This is a genomic window from Paraglaciecola sp. L1A13 (assembly GCF_009796745.1).
Lineage (GTDB): Bacteria > Pseudomonadota > Gammaproteobacteria > Enterobacterales > Alteromonadaceae > Paraglaciecola.
Window position 1 is genome coordinate 567,883 of the sequence record NZ_CP047024.1, and the last position, 16,081, is coordinate 583,963.

The 16,081-nt window shown below is 42.2% G+C and carries 13 protein-coding genes; 12 read left to right on the forward strand and 1 reads right to left on the reverse strand.

All coding sequences use genetic code 11. The features are described 5' to 3' along the window. Window positions 1–12 precede the first annotated feature (12 nt). The 6 genes from GQR89_RS02355 (at window position 13) to GQR89_RS02380 (ending at window position 8,185) form a co-directional block, all read left to right on the forward strand. Complete coding sequence (locus GQR89_RS02355; protein WP_233269057.1) at window positions 13–300, forward strand: hypothetical protein; 288 nt, start codon at window positions 13–15, stop codon at window positions 298–300. Further along, window positions 297–1,835 (forward strand): PepSY domain-containing protein, encoded by a 1,539-nt coding sequence (locus GQR89_RS02360; protein WP_158768573.1) that lies wholly within the window; start codon window positions 297–299, stop codon window positions 1,833–1,835. Before GQR89_RS02355 ends, GQR89_RS02360 begins: the two co-directional genes overlap by 4 nt. Continuing rightward, window positions 1,832–2,128, forward strand: a complete 297-nt coding sequence (locus GQR89_RS21685; RefSeq protein WP_370461004.1) for a DUF3325 domain-containing protein — start codon at window positions 1,832–1,834, stop codon at window positions 2,126–2,128. The genes GQR89_RS02360 and GQR89_RS21685 overlap by 4 nt, the downstream gene beginning before the upstream one ends. A gap of 248 nt (window positions 2,129–2,376) precedes the next feature. Next, on the forward strand, window positions 2,377–3,567 hold the full coding sequence (locus tag GQR89_RS02370) for an efflux RND transporter periplasmic adaptor subunit (protein WP_158768575.1): 1,191 nt from the start codon (window positions 2,377–2,379) through the stop codon (window positions 3,565–3,567). Window positions 3,568–3,570: 3 nt separating this feature from the next. Then, window positions 3,571–6,732 carry an efflux RND transporter permease subunit gene (locus GQR89_RS02375; RefSeq protein WP_158768576.1) on the forward strand — a complete coding sequence of 1,054 codons (3,162 nt, stop codon included), beginning with the start codon at window positions 3,571–3,573 and terminating at the stop codon, window positions 6,730–6,732. Next, window positions 6,725–8,185, forward strand: a complete 1,461-nt coding sequence (locus GQR89_RS02380; RefSeq protein ID WP_158768577.1) for an efflux transporter outer membrane subunit — start codon at window positions 6,725–6,727, stop codon at window positions 8,183–8,185. Before GQR89_RS02375 ends, GQR89_RS02380 begins: the two co-directional genes overlap by 8 nt. Window positions 8,186–8,340: 155 nt before the next feature. Here the strand turns inward: GQR89_RS02380 and GQR89_RS02385 are convergent, their stop codons facing one another. Beyond that, window positions 8,341–8,934: a hypothetical protein gene (locus GQR89_RS02385; protein ID WP_158768578.1), complete on the reverse strand. Its 594-nt coding sequence runs from the start codon at window positions 8,932–8,934 to the stop codon at window positions 8,341–8,343. A gap of 770 nt (window positions 8,935–9,704) precedes the next feature. Between GQR89_RS02385 and GQR89_RS02390 the strand changes: the two genes are divergently transcribed. The 6 genes from GQR89_RS02390 to GQR89_RS02415 all read left to right on the forward strand — a co-directional run bounded on the left by GQR89_RS02390 (window position 9,705) and on the right by GQR89_RS02415 (window position 16,065). Continuing rightward, a complete protein-coding gene (locus GQR89_RS02390) occupies window positions 9,705–11,636 on the forward strand; it encodes a metallophosphoesterase (protein WP_158768579.1) in 1,932 nt (643 codons plus the stop codon). A gap of 775 nt (window positions 11,637–12,411) precedes the next feature. Next, window positions 12,412–12,672: a DnaJ domain-containing protein gene (locus tag GQR89_RS02395; RefSeq protein WP_158768580.1), complete on the forward strand. Its 261-nt coding sequence runs from the start codon at window positions 12,412–12,414 to the stop codon at window positions 12,670–12,672. Window positions 12,673–12,718: 46 nt separating this feature from the next. Continuing rightward, a complete protein-coding gene (locus GQR89_RS02400; protein ID WP_158768581.1) occupies window positions 12,719–13,186 on the forward strand; it encodes a hypothetical protein in 468 nt (155 codons plus the stop codon). A gap of 59 nt (window positions 13,187–13,245) precedes the next feature. Next, the gene (locus GQR89_RS02405; protein WP_158768582.1) at window positions 13,246–13,893 is read left to right on the forward strand and encodes a hypothetical protein; all 648 of its coding nucleotides are present in this window, start codon (window positions 13,246–13,248) and stop codon (window positions 13,891–13,893) included. A 48-nt stretch (window positions 13,894–13,941) separates the two neighbouring features. Continuing rightward, entirely contained in the window at window positions 13,942–14,859 is a 918-nt protein-coding gene (locus tag GQR89_RS02410) for a hypothetical protein (RefSeq protein WP_158768583.1), read from the forward strand. A 420-nt stretch (window positions 14,860–15,279) separates the two neighbouring features. Further along, the gene (locus GQR89_RS02415) at window positions 15,280–16,065 is read left to right on the forward strand and encodes a hypothetical protein (protein ID WP_158768584.1); all 786 of its coding nucleotides are present in this window, start codon (window positions 15,280–15,282) and stop codon (window positions 16,063–16,065) included. Window positions 16,066–16,081: the final 16 nt, after the last annotated feature.

Sequence of the window (16,081 nt, forward strand, 5' to 3'; positions counted from 1 at the left end):
CTTGCTATTATTGTGTATATAAAACATCGCATTGATGTGTCACTTCGCTTGATAGCTGCCATTGGTGGTGGCTATCTTGTTTCTATTGCATTTAGTTTTGCTTGCGTACCACTGTTAGTGCTAAGTCATGCATGCGATAAGCATGAAGCAGTAATGGTGAGTACGATGCTTAGCTATGTACTCTACTTTGCTATTATTATTATCAGCTTTTGTCGACGCAGTAGTGCCTTGCTATGGCGTGATTTATTTTTCATTTTAAGTGTGTGTGGCGTGATCATTTACGGATTAGGTGAGGGATGAAACCTGACTTTAGAAAATCGATGGTTTGGCTACATACTTATTCTGGTTTGGTGCTAGGCTGGTTGTTGTTTACAATATTTTTAACCGGTACCTTAAGTTATTTTAATCCTGAAATGACCCAGTGGATGCAACCGGAGCTTCAAAGGGTTACCTCAAGCAAAAATACCATAAATCGGTCATTGGCTGTGTTGCACGAAAAGGGTACAAATGCAGATAGATGGCGCATCTATTTACCCAATAGTAGAACGCAAAAATGGACGGTTCAGTGGAGTGAAGGGCGTGACAGACATAACCTTGATTTAGGCGTGCAAGTTGGCTCCATCATTACTCCGCGCGAAACCGCTGGCGGTAACTTCTTTCGAGTTTTTCACTACACACTGCAATTGCGCGGATATGGAGGACGCTACATAGCGGGCATAGCTGCTATGTTTATGTTGGTGGCGGTATTTAGTGGCATATTTACCCACAGGCGTTTCTTTCGAGACTTCTTCACTGTGCGTACAGGTAAATTATTAAAAACGTTAACGGACTTTCACGCGCTAGCAGGAGTCGTGACTATCCCTTTTTGTGTGATGATTTGTACTAGTGGCATTATGATATATGTGATCATGTATATGCCATGGAGCGCAGAGTATTACGCCGGTGGAGAGAGACAACTCGGTCGATCGCTCAGCCCTGGCCTAAGTCAAATCGTGACAACCAAACCTGACACTCAACCATTAATGGACTTTTCAGCTGTACAAACTCAGGTGAACGAGTCTTGGCCGGGTCAAAAGCAAATTGAAGTCATAACATTTGAACAGCCTTATAACGAAAATGGTCGAATCATTGTTCAGCGAGTTAATGAGCATACCTTGTCATATCAAACTGAGCGATTGGTCTTCTCAGCACAAAGTGGTAAGCCTTTGACGGGTTACTCATCGGTTAGTACTTCTGCAAGTGTAAGAAGAATTTTCTTTGGTCTGCACGAGGCACATTTTGCTAGTACCGGTTTACGTTGGTTACTCTTTTTATTGGGTGTGATGTCCAGTGCGCTCATCGCGACTGGATCGATTATCTGGCTGAATAAACGCCTAGATAAAGTGAAAAAACGTCACCTAGGCCACTATATTGTTGAGCGACTTAACATTGCTGTTATAGCAGGGTTGCCGTTGGCTATCGTCGCTTTTTTCATCGGCAATCGATTATTGCCATTAACAATCGAACATCGGGCCGCGTTTGAAGTACAGGTATTCCTGTGGGTCTGGTGTTTGTGCTTAGCGCATAGCTTTCTGCGCTCCGCTAGAAAGGCTTGGGTTGAACAGTTATTTGCTGTTAGCGTGGGTTGCTTGTTAATACCGTTGATCGATTTACTGCAAGACAGCCAAAGGTTAGTGGGCGCGTTACGCGAATTGAATGTCACGTATTTAGGCTTTAACATTTTTATTGTGATAAGTGGGTTTGTGTTTATGCAGACCGCACTCTGGTTGAAAAAAAAGCCGCTTGCTTTGCTTCCTTATCAGGTAAGTTCGCCTGTCAGTAGGCAGAAAAAGTGATAATAACGAGTATTAGTATCCAATTGATCTCGTTATGGTGTTTGTCCCTAGCAATGGATAAACACCATAAACCGTTCTGTCAGCGACCCCTTAGAAAAAAAATGAAAATTCTCTTTACCGTGATTGGTTGGGGGAGCCTAATATGCTCTTTGGTAATGTTATTATTAACAGCCAATAATGTATCGATAGGAATTGTTGATTGGTTGGCTAGTTTGTCATTCAATATACTCCTTGTGGCGCTAATGCATTGCTATTTGAGTCACCGTTTTTCTAGAGTGAATAAACTGAAATAAAACGACGCTGTTTTTGCCCATTTTGTTCTTCGCAGTTGAATATATTTGCTTACATTTTTGCGATGTTCTTGCCGGCGTTATTAGGTATTTATAACCTCTTATCTTGCGTAGGTTAACCCTCTCTTAACCTATGTATTGTTAATATTTGCTCAATTGTAGGCTTATACCCCTCCATCGACCTATAGGGTGAATGGACAGATAGTTTAAGACTCACTTTTTTCTATTTACTTATCGAGGAACACGTAGTTATGAAATCTTCAATTTACATTGGGGGGTTGCTGCTGGCAGTGACTTTGCTAAGCGGCTGTCAACAAGAGAGCGCGCCAGCGCGAACCAAGCCAGTAGCAGCCGTTTCGTATATTACTGTCGTCACTGCTCCTCACGATATTGACACTCAAATGCAGGGGCGCGTCGTTGCATCTCTTAGCGCGGAAGTGCGTCCTCAGGTGGGCGGGATTATTCAAAAACGTTCGTTTGTAGAAGGTAATACCGTTGAGCAAGGACAATTGTTGTATCAAATTGATCCAGCGACCTACCAGTCTGCTTACAATGAAGCTAAAGCGAACTTAAACAGTGCGAAGGCTTCCGTTGAGACGGCTAGATTAAAAAATGAACGGTATGCCAACTTACTAAAATTTGATGGGGTATCGCAACAGGAAGCTGACGATGCTCATGCCACTTACCTTGAAGCCAAAGCAGATATTGAGAAGTACCAAGCTGCACTAGCTACCGCGTCTATTAATCTTGAATTTACTAAAGTCACTGCGCCGATATCTGGTCATATTGGAATTTCCACAGTGACGCCTGGCGCGCTGGTTACGGCTCAGCAAACCACGGCTTTGGCTACCATTCGCACCTTGGATCCTATTTACGTGGATATGACTAAAAGCAGCAAAGATTTACTGAAACTGCGCCAGCTCATCAGTAAAGAGGGTGTTAAACAAGGCACAACTGCAGTATCGCTTACATTAGAGGATGGCAGTGAATACGACCTTAAAGGTCAGTTAAAAATGCAAGAAGTGTCCGTAGATGCAGCTACAGGTACCGTCACTTTGCGTGCTGAGTTTCCAAATCCTGACGGGATATTGCTGCCGGGCATGTTTGTACGAACCAAAGTCAATGAAGCGGTAGATGAACATGCGATCCTTGTTCCGCAGCAGGGGGTTTACCATGATGCGACTGGCGAAGCGTTCGCGTACGTGATTAACGAGGATAACAAAGTAGAAAGGCGCTCTTTAAAAACCATTAATGCTGTTGGCAATAAATGGCTACTCGAGAGCGGCTTAGCGGTTAATGATAAGTTATTGGTTGAAGGTAGCGGTAAGGTACGTCCAGGCAGCGAGGTTAAACCTGTTGAAGTGCAAATGGACACTAACGGCTCTATGGTTACCCTGTCTGAGCAAGCAAAAGACACCTCCGCTATGCAAGGAGGGGTGTAATATATGTTTGCCCGTTTCTTTATCGATCGTCCTGTATTTGCTTGGGTCATTTCGATCATTATCATGCTGACCGGTATTGCATCGATTATGTCGTTGCCGATAGCGCAGTACCCAAGTGTGGCTCCTCCCGTTATCAGTGTTAACACCAGTTATATAGGTGCTGATGCGCAAACGGTTGAGAATAGCGTTACCCAAATACTCGAACAGCAGTTAACTGGCCTTGATGGCTTATTATACTTTTCTTCTTCGAGCACATCAGATGGTTCAGCGTCAGTCAGTATTACGTTCGAGCAAGGTACTGATCCTGATTACGCTCAAGTGCAAGTACAAAATAAAGTACAGCAGGTCACTTCGCGCTTCCCTGAGTCCGTACAAACTCAAGGGGTAACGGTAACAAAGTCTAATAGTGACTTTTTACTGGTTACCGCGATTTACGATTCTACGGATCTGGTTTCTTCCTTTGATATCGCTGATTACATTTCATCTAATATAGAAAATGAACTTGCTCGAATTAATGGGGTGGGTGACACGCGGGTGTTTGGTTCAGAGTATGCCATGCGTATCTGGCTAGACCCGACAAAACTGGCTGCCTATGAGCTAATGCCGTCTGATATTACCAGCGCGTTAAGTGCACAGAATATACAAATACCTGCAGGTAAAATTGGTGCCGTGCCGTCTTTGGCTGACCAAGAACTTAATGCCACAGTGACAGCGCAGTCAATGATGTCTACGCCTGATGAATTTCGTAATATTATTGTAAAGTATGATGCAAGCGGCGCCAACGTGCGCTTGAGTGATGTTGCGCGAGTTGAAATAGGCAGTGCGAGTTACGATGCTATCCCGCGTTTAAATGGCCATCCTGCATCGGGTATTGCCGTTATGCTGTCGCCAGGGGCGAATGCCTTAGACACAGCAACTCGGGTAAAAGAAAAAGTGGCCGAGCTTGCTAAAAACTTACCCGATGGCTACAAAGTTACGTTTCCTCGTGACAGTACTGATTTTATCAAAATTTCAATCAGCGAAGTGGTACAAACGCTCATCGAAGCGGTGGTGCTGGTTGTTATTGTGATGTTCCTGTTTTTACAAAACTGGCGAGCGACACTAATTCCAGCCATTGCTGTACCCGTTGTATTGCTCGGTACATTTGGCGTGTTGTCAGCCTTTGGGTTTTCCATCAATACGCTCACCATGTTCGGTATTGTGTTGTCCATTGGCTTGCTGGTGGACGATGCCATTGTTGTGGTTGAAAATGTCGAGCGTTTAATGCGCGAGAAGAACTTATCACCCCGGGATGCAACTATTGAGTCCATGTCAGAAATCAGCAGTGCGCTGGTAGGGATTGCGGTGGTGTTATCCGCAGTATTTTTACCTATGGCGTTTTTTGGTGGATCGACTGGAGTTATCTACAAACAATTCTCTGTGGCTATTGTGTCGTCAATGACGCTGTCGGTTATTGTTGCGTTAACGCTTAGCCCGATGTTATGTGCAAGCTTACTGACTAAGACCAAACACAACAAAGAAGGTAAAGGGTTCTTTGCTGGATTTAACCGTATGTTTGACCGTATCACTACCTCATATACAGGGCATGTAGAGCATGTTATTACGCGTAAGGTGCGCTGGATAATAGTGTACGGCGTTATTATTGCGATATTAGGTTTACTTATCGTACGTATGCCAACGGGCTTCTTACCCCAAGAAGATCAGGGCAGTACTATGTTCCAAGTTAGCTTGCCTGAAGGCGCATCCATTAAACGAACTCGGGCCGTCGCCGAGCAAGTAGAGACATACCTTTTAACCGAAGAAACAAGAGACGTTGTACGAGTCTTTTCTATTTCAGGTTTTAACTTTTCTGGTAGCGGACAAAATGCGGGCATGGGGTTTGTAGGGTTAAAGCCGTGGGATGAGCGTACCGACGATGACCAGAGCGCTGACGCACTAATAGGGCGAATGAACAAAAATCTGTCGACTATTCGTGATGCAAGTATTTTTGCTATGCAGCAACCGGTTATCCGAGGGTTAGGACAAAGCAACGGTTTTTCTTTTGAACTGCAGGCTGCAACAGGGACTAGTCGTGAAGAATTGACCCGTTTGAAAGATGAATTACTAACAAAAGCACGCCAAAGTGAATTGCTCACCAGTATTCGCGAAGGTTCACTGAGTAACACGCCTCAACTCAAAATTGATATTGATAATGGCAAGGCAACGGCTCTTGGTTTATCACTGTCGGATGTATCGTCGACATTAACGTCGGCTTGGGCGGGGAGTTATGTGAATGATTTTATTGATAATGGTCGAGTAAAGAAAGTTTATGTGGAAAGCGAAGCCGAATATCGTTCAAAACCAGAGGACTTAGGCCAGTGGCATGTGCGAGGGGTAAACGCAGATGGCGAAACTACTATGACGCCATTCTCAGCGTTTAGCTCATCTTCTTGGTCGAGTGCGCCGCAAAGCTTATCTCGTTTTAACGGTATTGCCTCTTACTCAATACAAGGTGCTTCGGCTAGCGGTGTTAGTTCGGGCCAAGCCATGACTGAAATGGAGCGCTTGACCGAAGAAGTAGGCCAAGGCAAGTTAAGTTATGCATGGAGTGGCTTGTCTTACCAAGAGAAACTTTCAAGCGGGCAATCAGGCACCCTTTATGCGATCTCTATTCTGGTGGTGTTCTTAGCACTTGCTGCGTTATATGAAAGTTGGTCAGTCCCATTTTCAGTTATTATGGTCATTCCATTAGGCTTAGTTGGAGCAGCAATCGCGAGCACAATGCGCGGACTAGAAAATGATATTTATTTTCAGGTGGCGCTGCTAACAACGATTGGTCTTGCATCGAAAAATGCGATCTTGATCGTGGAGTTTGCTGAGGCGTCCTATCAGAAAGGCGCGTCATTGATAAATTCTGCACTGGAAGCAGCAAAACTGCGTTTACGTCCGATCATTATGACGTCCTTAGCATTTATGTTTGGTACGTTACCGCTCGCATTATCATCTGGTGCAGGCGCAAATAGCCGTATTTCAATTGGTACAGGTATTGTTGGTGGTACATTAACCGCAACGATTTTAGGAATATTCTTAGTGCCTATGTTTTTTGTATTGATCCGCGGATTCTTCCCGAAACGACGTCCAATATATGACGACGAGCCAAATGCGGGGGAGAATGCCCATGATTAAACTAAGCATGAATATGATGCGCAGCGCTAGGTTACTGCCTATTGCTGGCGCGTTAATCTTAGCGGGTTGTAGTACCTTAGCACCTGATTATGCGCGCACTGATTTACCCGTACCTGACGAATGGCAAGACCAGCCAAATGCACAGACCCAGGGACTATCAACAGAGCAGGCGATGCAGGTCCCCTGGAAAGACTTTATCAAAGATCCGCGGTTGGCGCAGATTATTGAGTTGGCGCTTAATAGCAACCGAAGCCTACGTGAAACCTTAGCAGATGTAGAATCGGCGAGAGCCACTTACCGCATCCAAAAAGCCGATTTATACCCGCAAATTGATGCTGGATTAAGTGGAACGCGTACCAAGTCATCAACAGGCGATATCAGCACAACTTACGAAGCCGAAGCGGGTTTGAGTGGCTATGAAATCGATTTATTTGGTAAGAATCGCAGTTTGACCGACGCGCAAATGGAAGCGTATTTAGCTAGCGCAGAAACCGCAAAAGCAGCAAAAATTACTCTGATCGGTGAAATCGCTAATGCGTGGCTTACGTTAGCAGCGGATAGTAACTTACTGAGTTTGGCAGAAGAAACGACAGCCAATGCACACAAAACCATGGACATCACAAATAAACGCTTAGAGCTTGGTGTTGACTCAAGAATTGATGTGGCAAGTGCAGAAACCATTTATTATTCTGCACGCTCTGATATTGCCAGTTACACAACCCAAGTAAGCCAAGACAAAAACGCTTTGCGCCTATTAGTAGGTGAGCAATTTGATGATAGCTTGCTTGCCCAAGCATTACCTAAAAGCGAAACGCTGGTCACAGATGTACCAGCAGGCTTGTCTTCAACTGTGTTGCTAGAGCGCCCGGATGTACTGTCTGCAGAACACAATTTGAAATCAGCTAATGCGAATATCGGCGCTGCTAGGGCCGCGTTCTTTCCAACATTGTCATTAACGGCCACGGGTGGTTTAGCCAGCTCTGTTTTGTCTGACATATTTACTGGTGGTGCAAGTTCAATTTGGACGATAGCTCCTAATATTACGTTGCCCATATTCAATGGTGGCGCAAACGATGCGAATTTAGCCTACAGCGAAGCGCAGCAAAAAAAGTATCTTGCAGCTTACGAATATGCCATTCAAAGCGCGTTTTCAGAAGTGGCTGATACCTTAGCGCGCCGAGCGACGATTCAAGATCAACTTGATGCTCAAGATGCGTTAGTGACGGCTGCAAGTCGCAGTTACGATTTGTCTCTAGCGCGTTATAAAGGGGGCGTAGATAGCTTTCAAAATGCGTTAGAAGCCCAGCGCACAATGTACAGCGCCAAGCAGTCATTCATTACCACACGCAGGATAGATTTGAATAATCGTATCACTTTATATCGAGTGCTAGGTGGTGGATTAGCTGACTTGTCGAGTGACAGTAACAGTAACAGCGAGCAAGATGAGAGCTAAACTCCATCTTGATTAGTGCGTTAAGGCTTTCGGCAAAATAAAAAGCAGAGTGATTATGGCGTGCCATACACGCTGCTTTTTTGATCGTATTATGTACAAAGGTTTCATTTAAGAAATAAGTACAGATTCAAAAGGTGGGTAGGTTAAGCGTTATATTAAGATATTTGCGGTGCGGTATAGCCAAATTTGTTTATTAGAAGCTTGTCTCGATCATAAATAAGGTCGACGGTTTCTTGGTCGTAGTAATCGCCTACACTGAGTAGCCTTTTTGAGGCATTAACTTTTTTGGCGTTTAAAACGTGATTTTTCTGCATTGGGCTGAGAGGTCTTATTTTTTTCGTCGCGGTTAGAAAGTCTTTCTCCAAAGATTCTTGGCGTATAAAAAAATCGATGTAGCAGTTTTCCGCTTCAAACTGAACTAAATCATGGTAGTCCGCAATTGTCTTTTGTTTGTCTATATTGTGAAAGTGCGCACAGCACAGATCAAGGTATCTATAAGACATAAACCCACAAAATTTATTTATACCAGTAGTACCATAACCCTCACCTAAAAAGTGGCTATGACTCGGGCAATGTATCAGTTTTAGCCACTTTCTAAACGAATCTACTTTATCGCTTTTGTCGTACACGCTACGCCACAAAGATACGTCTTTTGCTATTTCGTTAAACAGTAGGTTTTTGTTTTCACGGGGGGACTTCAAAGATAACTTGAGTGATTTCTGATACTGTTTTTGGGTCAGACGTTTCATTAAAGCTCCCTCTCCTTGCACGCCGTAAGTCCAGAGTGAGAGATACCAGTCCCAAGGATTTCTTATGGAAGAAAGAAAGTAAGTGCTTGAATTAATGAGCCTATTTGGGGCTGCGCTATGCTTTCGGTTTTGCTGGCCACCGTAAAAATTGAAAAGCAAAGAGGTTATATGGCTACATCCCGTTTTCTGCATTTGTATGTATATTGTTTTGTCAGTTATAAACATGAAACTCCTAACTTTTTTGCGACGCGTGACCAGTAGTAAAAATGCAGGCTGTTTATATATATCAGTAGGTTACGAAATATTTTGACATTACCTTTCACCTTTATTTAGTCAAACAATATACCTGAACGTTCACCTTTGAATTATGGACTTTCGCGCTAGATTGGTGCATGCGGGAGAGGCTAGGGTGAAGAAGTTGAATGAAACATTCTCAGGAATACAGCGGTTATGTGTTAAACGCAGGAATTGTGCATTTATAAATGAGACGCCAGTTTGTTACAGGTTAATTTGTTAGCTATTAAATTTACGTATAAAGGGGAACATTGACTACCTAAAACAATGCTCTTACTCCGCAAAATGCTTAACTTCTAGCGTATTTTGTCGTTTTTTTGTCACAAAACGATGGTTTATTAAAGTTTTATAACAAGTGAAATATGTAATATTTCTGTCGTTATTATCGCCTAACCTCCCTCCAGAATTATTTAGTCAGTCCATCCGCATCGCTTTGAATAAGCAATTCAATTCACTCTTACATTATGGAAAAAAAGATGAAAAAAATGTCAATGTTTAACCGCTCGTTAGGTGTATTTTGTCTAGTAGCGGGGATTTCCGCTTGTGATGATGATAAGACCGTGGAAGTTGAAGTGCCGGTTGAGGTACCTGTCATGGTCAATCCTGACCATGAGCTGTTAAGTGATCCGTTCTTACAATTGCCTACGGATGACTCTGTGAATGTGGTGTGGTTTACTAATTTTGAAGGCAGTGAACACACCTTGCATTACGGTGACTTGTCGACTTCATCCGTGACCACTACCCAGCTGACACGGATGATGGAAGATGCTTCTTCTCAACAGTTAGATAAAACCTATGAGGCGTTGAGTTATCGACCTGTTTATCGTCATGAAGCAACAGCAAAAGACCTAACACAAGGGGTCCGTGTCAATTATTCTATCTCCAGTAAAGACAGTGATGGTTTTGAATTTGCTAGCGATATATTTACGCTCGCCCCCGCACCGGCCAAAGATGCCCCTTTAATGATTCTACTGACGTCTGATTTGCAATCTAAAAAGAACGTGGTGGCGAATTATCAAAAAGTCGTTGAAACCGTGGGTACTCCTGACGCCGTGCTATTTGCAGGTGACTTTGTCAATGTACCTGATCGTGCATCTGAATGGTTTGACCAAGCGAAAGACAACGCGCCTGGTTTTTTCCCTGCAATGCAGGGGCACTATCAAAAATACTTTCCGGGGTTTCCATATAACGGTGGTGAAATTCTGCAGCACGCGCCTTTGTTCGGCACTATCGGAAACCATGAAGTAATGGGGCGCTATGCACCTGACGAAGAGGAGTATAGCCTCAATGGTAGCTTTAACGATCCGCAGCCCCAGTGGTATGCAGAGGTCGCTTACGAGCAGGTGAAAGCCGAAGTTAATCCAAGTGATGATGCAGAGATTAAGTCGCAATGGATTGCAGATAACTCAAATAATCAACAAAGCTTCTTAGATATTTTTTCGTTTCCTGATGATGGGCAAGGTGGTGAAGAGTATTTCTCTGCTGTATTTGGCGATGTTTTCATCATATCAATGAACGTATCACGTATCTGGCGTTCATGGAGTGTGTCTGGTGATAATAAGTCTAAGTTTGTTGAAGGCTTAAGTACCTTGCAAGATCCTTCTCAGTGGGGATTTGGCGAATTTATATTTGAGCGGTTTGATAAAGACTCAGAGCAATATGCGTGGCTAGCAAGCGTTATGCAAACGGATGCGTTTAAGCAAGCAAAGTATAAAGTGGTGATGGCCCATCAAGGGGTATTTGGTTTAGGAGATAACACCGTACCGGTACTTGCACAGCCAGTTATGCAATTGGTAGAAGCCGGCTCTAATGGTACTGAAACCATTACCGAACTTACGTTCCCATTATCTGCCGATATATGGGCCAACACAGTACAACCTATGTTAGATAATATAACTGAAGTGCGCTACCAATACCCATTGGCACAAGACGTGTGGTTAAACGACATCGAACCTTTGTTACTTGAAAACGGGGTGGATTTAGTTCATATCGGCCATTCACATTTATGGAATCGAGCACAAGTTGAAGATATGCACTACTTGGAAAGCTCTAACGTGGGAAATTCTTATGGCGCTTATTATGTGGATACCACTGGTGTGTATACTAACGATGTGCGTTCTAGTTACGCCGATTTTTGGACCGATGTGAACTCGGATAGTCCACGTTGGTCTATTGATAACTATCCGCCAAATGGCGATCCTCAAGACCGTGTTATGAGTTTCCCCAGTGTCTTTAGCCCCATGAGTATGGAAAACGAAAATTACCCAAATCTGCCGTTTGTGACTAGCAACACCCTATCGGTATTTTCGATTATGGACACAGGCACAGGTACCGTGAAAAGTTACGTCTTTGACCCTACAGATCTCGACTCTCAAGTGGAATTATTCGATGAGTTCTCGATAAAGTAATTATTCTAAAATAAGGCTGGTGATAGCAGCATAAAAAATGTTATTGCCAGTTCTCATTAAGCGGGGAGGGGGGGGGAAGAGCCGACCAAATCCATTAAGTACACTCGCCGTTTTAGGTTAAATATATGTGCTTGTATCTCGATTTTCACCAAGTGGAGTAAGATTTTTGTCGCTTGATGCGTTGTACTTAGCATGAGCCAGTCTTAGCCATCTGTTACCATGATTTGAATATAGTCAATTGATAGCGTTAGGCCCTTATAGGCAAAGACATAGCGGCAACTTAACGTAAAACGTTCTTTAGTAATAGTCAGTTTGTCGACGTTAAAGCGAAACTAAAAAAATAGCCTTAAAAGCATATTTTTCATCATTTTTAAATAAAATAGCCAAAGAATATTTATAACATTAGCGTTTGTAAGTCCTTCAGCGAGTAATTGCTCGAAGTCTATTGCTGCTTTATCCCATCAAATCTTAATGTAATGGGAGTATTCTTGAGATTCTCTATACCTTTTTATTTTGGTTAGCCCAGTTGCAAAATGCCTTAACAATGCCAATAAATACCTTGTTTATAATGAAAAACGCTAGGCGATATCAGCGTCCCTGTGTTCTTAGGCTGGAATGTATTCTATAGAGTTGCAAAGCAAGGGCTGTGCCGTTTATGAACTAATGTGCTACAAACCCTTTTTATGATGTCAATATTGTCATTTCGAAGGTAAAATTACCTCCATCATGTCAACAGTCATGTTTATGTTGTCTCGCAAAAGGTAGTTAGAAGTTTATGGATTATTTTGAACAGTTGGGTGTCAGTCGATCGTCTTCGACCATCGATATTAAAAAAGCGTATCGCAAGCTGGCCAATAAATATCACCCTGATAGAAATGATGGTGCAGAAGCCAAAGAGAAATTTCAGTTAATTCAACAGGCTTATGATGTTATTTCTGATCCTAAAAAGCGCGCGGTATATTTAAAACAAAATTATACCGTGATAACCAATCCTCGAGAAGTTGCTGACTCGTTTTGGGACTCAGCTTTGGGCTAGGGCTTGGGCTCGGCTTTGAATTAGACTTTTACTTAGGAAACAATGAATGCAACTTGAAGCAAATGTACCTGATTATTTGAGCGGAGATTTTTCTATGTATTTAGAAAACATGACCTCATATGATGATCCTGAAAATCCTGACTTATTAACAAATTATCTATCAAGTTTATTCGAACAGTTAAAGAAAATGCCTTCGTTGTTTAATGGCATGGTTGATCAACTAGCGATGGCGATATCGACTAAGGTTCGTATCGATAGCGAGAACTTAGTAAAAGTCGTGTTCACAAAGGAGCCCACCTGGGCCGAGATAAAACCGTTTGTGGGTGTGCATGCCGATGCGCGTGCTTGTATTACTGAAATAATGAACCATTCAGAACGTGATTTGAAAAATGCCGTTTTGCTTATTCATTTTTATAACCGCTACGACGCGACGCCACTGAAGGCCGAATCCGACGAGAATGAGCAGGATCAGGACTACGATTCGGTAAGCTTTTTCGAAAACGATAACTATTAGATTCAGCTGATTACTATCAAAAAACTTGATTGATAAATGAAGAAAATTAAGGATTTAACTTGACTAAAAATGCATTAATTCTTGCAAGTGACATTATGGAACAAGCCCAGCATAGCGGCAGACAAGCAGGCACAGCTTTAGAAGCTATTGCTTCACAGCAGGGCGATGAGACAATGCTCGCAGTGTTAACCGAGATGGATATTTTGACCGTTGCTAAAATTGTGAGAGAGCACGATGCCACTATCCCATCTATTGCTACCTGGTTAATGGACGCGGAATCAATTAAGCAATTATTGAACGTTGAGCCTTCGTACTGGGAAAATATGGAAGAAGACACCGTATTTTCTGCACAAACGGAAGCGCATAGTTTATTAACGCAAATTTTTCTAACCACTGATGACGAAGAAAAACAATTGGAAATATTAAGAGTCATTGTGGAAGACGATTTTGGTCTTCTGTATTTGTCTTTGCCGTTTGTTGGGCACGACTTTTCAGAAATGGAAGAAGATGAAGAGCAAGCATCAGGGAGCGTTGAAGAGTTGCTAATGAAGATAAAATCTTTAAGTGAAGATGCTTATCGTGAAGTAATGACCGTTAGTACTAACGGCACATTGGAAAACATTGAAAGCACCTTAAAACAAAATGCCAATAAACAACGAGTGACAGCCCTTGAAATGGATACTGATGATATGTTTGCGCCGCTTTAATATGCAAATGAAAATCGTATTTATGCTTTCATTCAGTAGGATTGATCAATGAAAATTGCACAGTTAAGAAATCACCCTTTTCTACTTTTAATCTTAAAAGACGGTGAAAGTGAGGGCTATTTCCCTCCAGAATTTATGCATAAAACTAAACAGCAATTAATCGATATGTCGTTGCGGATAGCGTCTGACAATTTATCGATAATTTATGCGGATCAGATTAGAAAGGGCTGTGAAATCGTATTGGGTATGAGCAATTTAGGTTTGCTTGACCTTTGCGATAACAATACTGAGAAAGCGAAAAGCATTATAAAAGAGCAAGGTATCGTGTATTGCTTCAGAGCCGGTTGGGCTAAATACGCAGAGTTAAAGAAGATATCAGCCTCATATTTTGAAGATATTTCAATCACCCAATATGCCCTTGGCATAAATGATATTTCTGACATCAGAATAATGCATAAGGCGTTAGTCAAAGAGGGTCAGCAAAGTGCAAGACTATTACAGATATATAAAAATATTGGGGCTAAATACAGTGCTAATAGCCTGATAATTGATCATGATGAAGACGTATTAGTGTTTGAACTGCAAAAGTTTTTAAACTCTGCAGTGGCACTTTTGCTTATCGATTCTGATAAAAAAGTATTTACCAATACGTTATATCAGCAATTTATTGCGTTGCTAATCGGCACCGAGAAAGACGCACTCAAAGTCAAATTTGAAGGGAGCATTGCCCAGTTCACTGAGCAACTACCGGCATCAACAAAAGAATATCTGCAGACAATAAGGTTGCTAGATTTTAATGATTTAAAGGGTCTTATTAAGCAACCAGAAAATGCCGCAATTTATGCTCAGGATATATTGGAACTACCTATGACTGTATCTAATGAGCTGAACAATGATTTTGACGGTGGTTACGATTTTCATGCTGATGACGACGACGATATCGCCTATTTACGCCCTGACGGCTGATAGCGGTATACTAGACTAGATATAACCAATAATATTAGGCCAAGTGGCTCCCATCAGACGTATGCCAGTACATGGATGTACCAGCCTAATTATTAGTTATGAAATTATTAATTGTCAGCCCATCCCAAAATAGCAATTTCGCCAACTTGCTTGAGCATAACTGCTTATCTATAGCCACTCATCTATAACCACTCATTTGGGACGCTACCAGACATTCTGACAACAGCCCCTACCGCTTTGCCATATGGTTATTTTAATTTTGCTGCAACGCCCTTATTTATCATGCTGTCTTATTAATTCCTGCTTACTGTGGTTTATTTTTAGGTGCGGATGATATTTTTCTGTAATTTACCTGCGCTGTGGTAATAAACTGATTAGATAGTAGCAGTCAAATGGCATCGACTAAAAAGAGTGATCCGAATGAAAAAATGGTGGGGTGATATTAATTTCGAAATAAATGAGGTTAAAACTTGGCGAATTGGCAGTCGTAAAATTTCAGTACAACGCAAATATGCCGAGTGGCTTATTTGGAATGAAGAGACCAACGATGAGAGTTTTGAACAATTGGTATTAGAGGACGCAGTATCTATAGATGGGTTTACAGATATTCAGCCCAAAAGATACCTCGTTAACAAAACCCAAGATGCATTAAGAGTTGCGCCATTGCTGGCAAATCGTTCCATCATTGTTAGGCCTAGTTCGACTTTAAATATACTTCCTGGAGAAAAAATAGAACTCTCCGTGAGTTCTCCTCTATGGTTGGCCTTTTTTAACATCGGCAGTACTTTACCTATTAGTGACCTTCCTTTTTGGTTGCCGTCAGACTCATGGTTTGGCCCATCCACAATGGTTGGTGAGCTATGTTATTCGAAGTACACTGATGCCAGAGTGTCATTACAGAATATTCCCAAACGGTCTCATAGAGCTATCACCACAATAAGCATTTTGAACGAGCATGATGAATTATTAACCGTAGATAGAATTAACCTTCCAATCCCATATTTAAATCTTTACGCGGACGCTAGCGAACAGTTTTGGACTGACAAAGTGTGTTTAACGCATCATTTAGATACAGCGCGACCATCTTTTTACATCAAAAGCTTAACTAAAGAACGGGATCAATCGGCTATTACCTTAGTCTCGCACGCCAGAGAAATAGCGGATGCTCACACATTTATGCGTTCAATTAGAAGTTTAGTGGCTTAAGTAAGCATAACCGTAG

What these genes read in the sequence shown, in the direction of transcription:
- GQR89_RS02410 (WP_158768583.1), top strand. Translation starts at nt 13,942, where the DNA reads ATGAAAATTGCACAGTTAAGAAATCACCCTTTTCTACTTTTAATCTTA.
- GQR89_RS02370 (WP_158768575.1), top strand. Translation starts at nt 2,377, where the DNA reads ATGAAATCTTCAATTTACATTGGGGGGTTGCTGCTGGCAGTGACTTTG.
- GQR89_RS02415 (WP_158768584.1), top strand. Translation starts at nt 15,280, where the DNA reads ATGAAAAAATGGTGGGGTGATATTAATTTCGAAATAAATGAGGTTAAA.
- GQR89_RS02385 (WP_158768578.1), bottom strand. Translation starts at nt 8,934, where the DNA reads ATGAAACGTCTGACCCAAAAACAGTATCAGAAATCACTCAAGTTATCT.
- GQR89_RS02400 (WP_158768581.1), top strand. Translation starts at nt 12,719, where the DNA reads ATGCAACTTGAAGCAAATGTACCTGATTATTTGAGCGGAGATTTTTCT.
- GQR89_RS02360 (WP_158768573.1), top strand. Translation starts at nt 297, where the DNA reads ATGAAACCTGACTTTAGAAAATCGATGGTTTGGCTACATACTTATTCT.
- GQR89_RS02390 (WP_158768579.1), top strand. Translation starts at nt 9,705, where the DNA reads ATGAAAAAAATGTCAATGTTTAACCGCTCGTTAGGTGTATTTTGTCTA.
- GQR89_RS02375 (WP_158768576.1), top strand. Translation starts at nt 3,571, where the DNA reads ATGTTTGCCCGTTTCTTTATCGATCGTCCTGTATTTGCTTGGGTCATT.
- GQR89_RS02395 (WP_158768580.1), top strand. Translation starts at nt 12,412, where the DNA reads ATGGATTATTTTGAACAGTTGGGTGTCAGTCGATCGTCTTCGACCATC.
- GQR89_RS02380 (WP_158768577.1), top strand. Translation starts at nt 6,725, where the DNA reads ATGATTAAACTAAGCATGAATATGATGCGCAGCGCTAGGTTACTGCCT.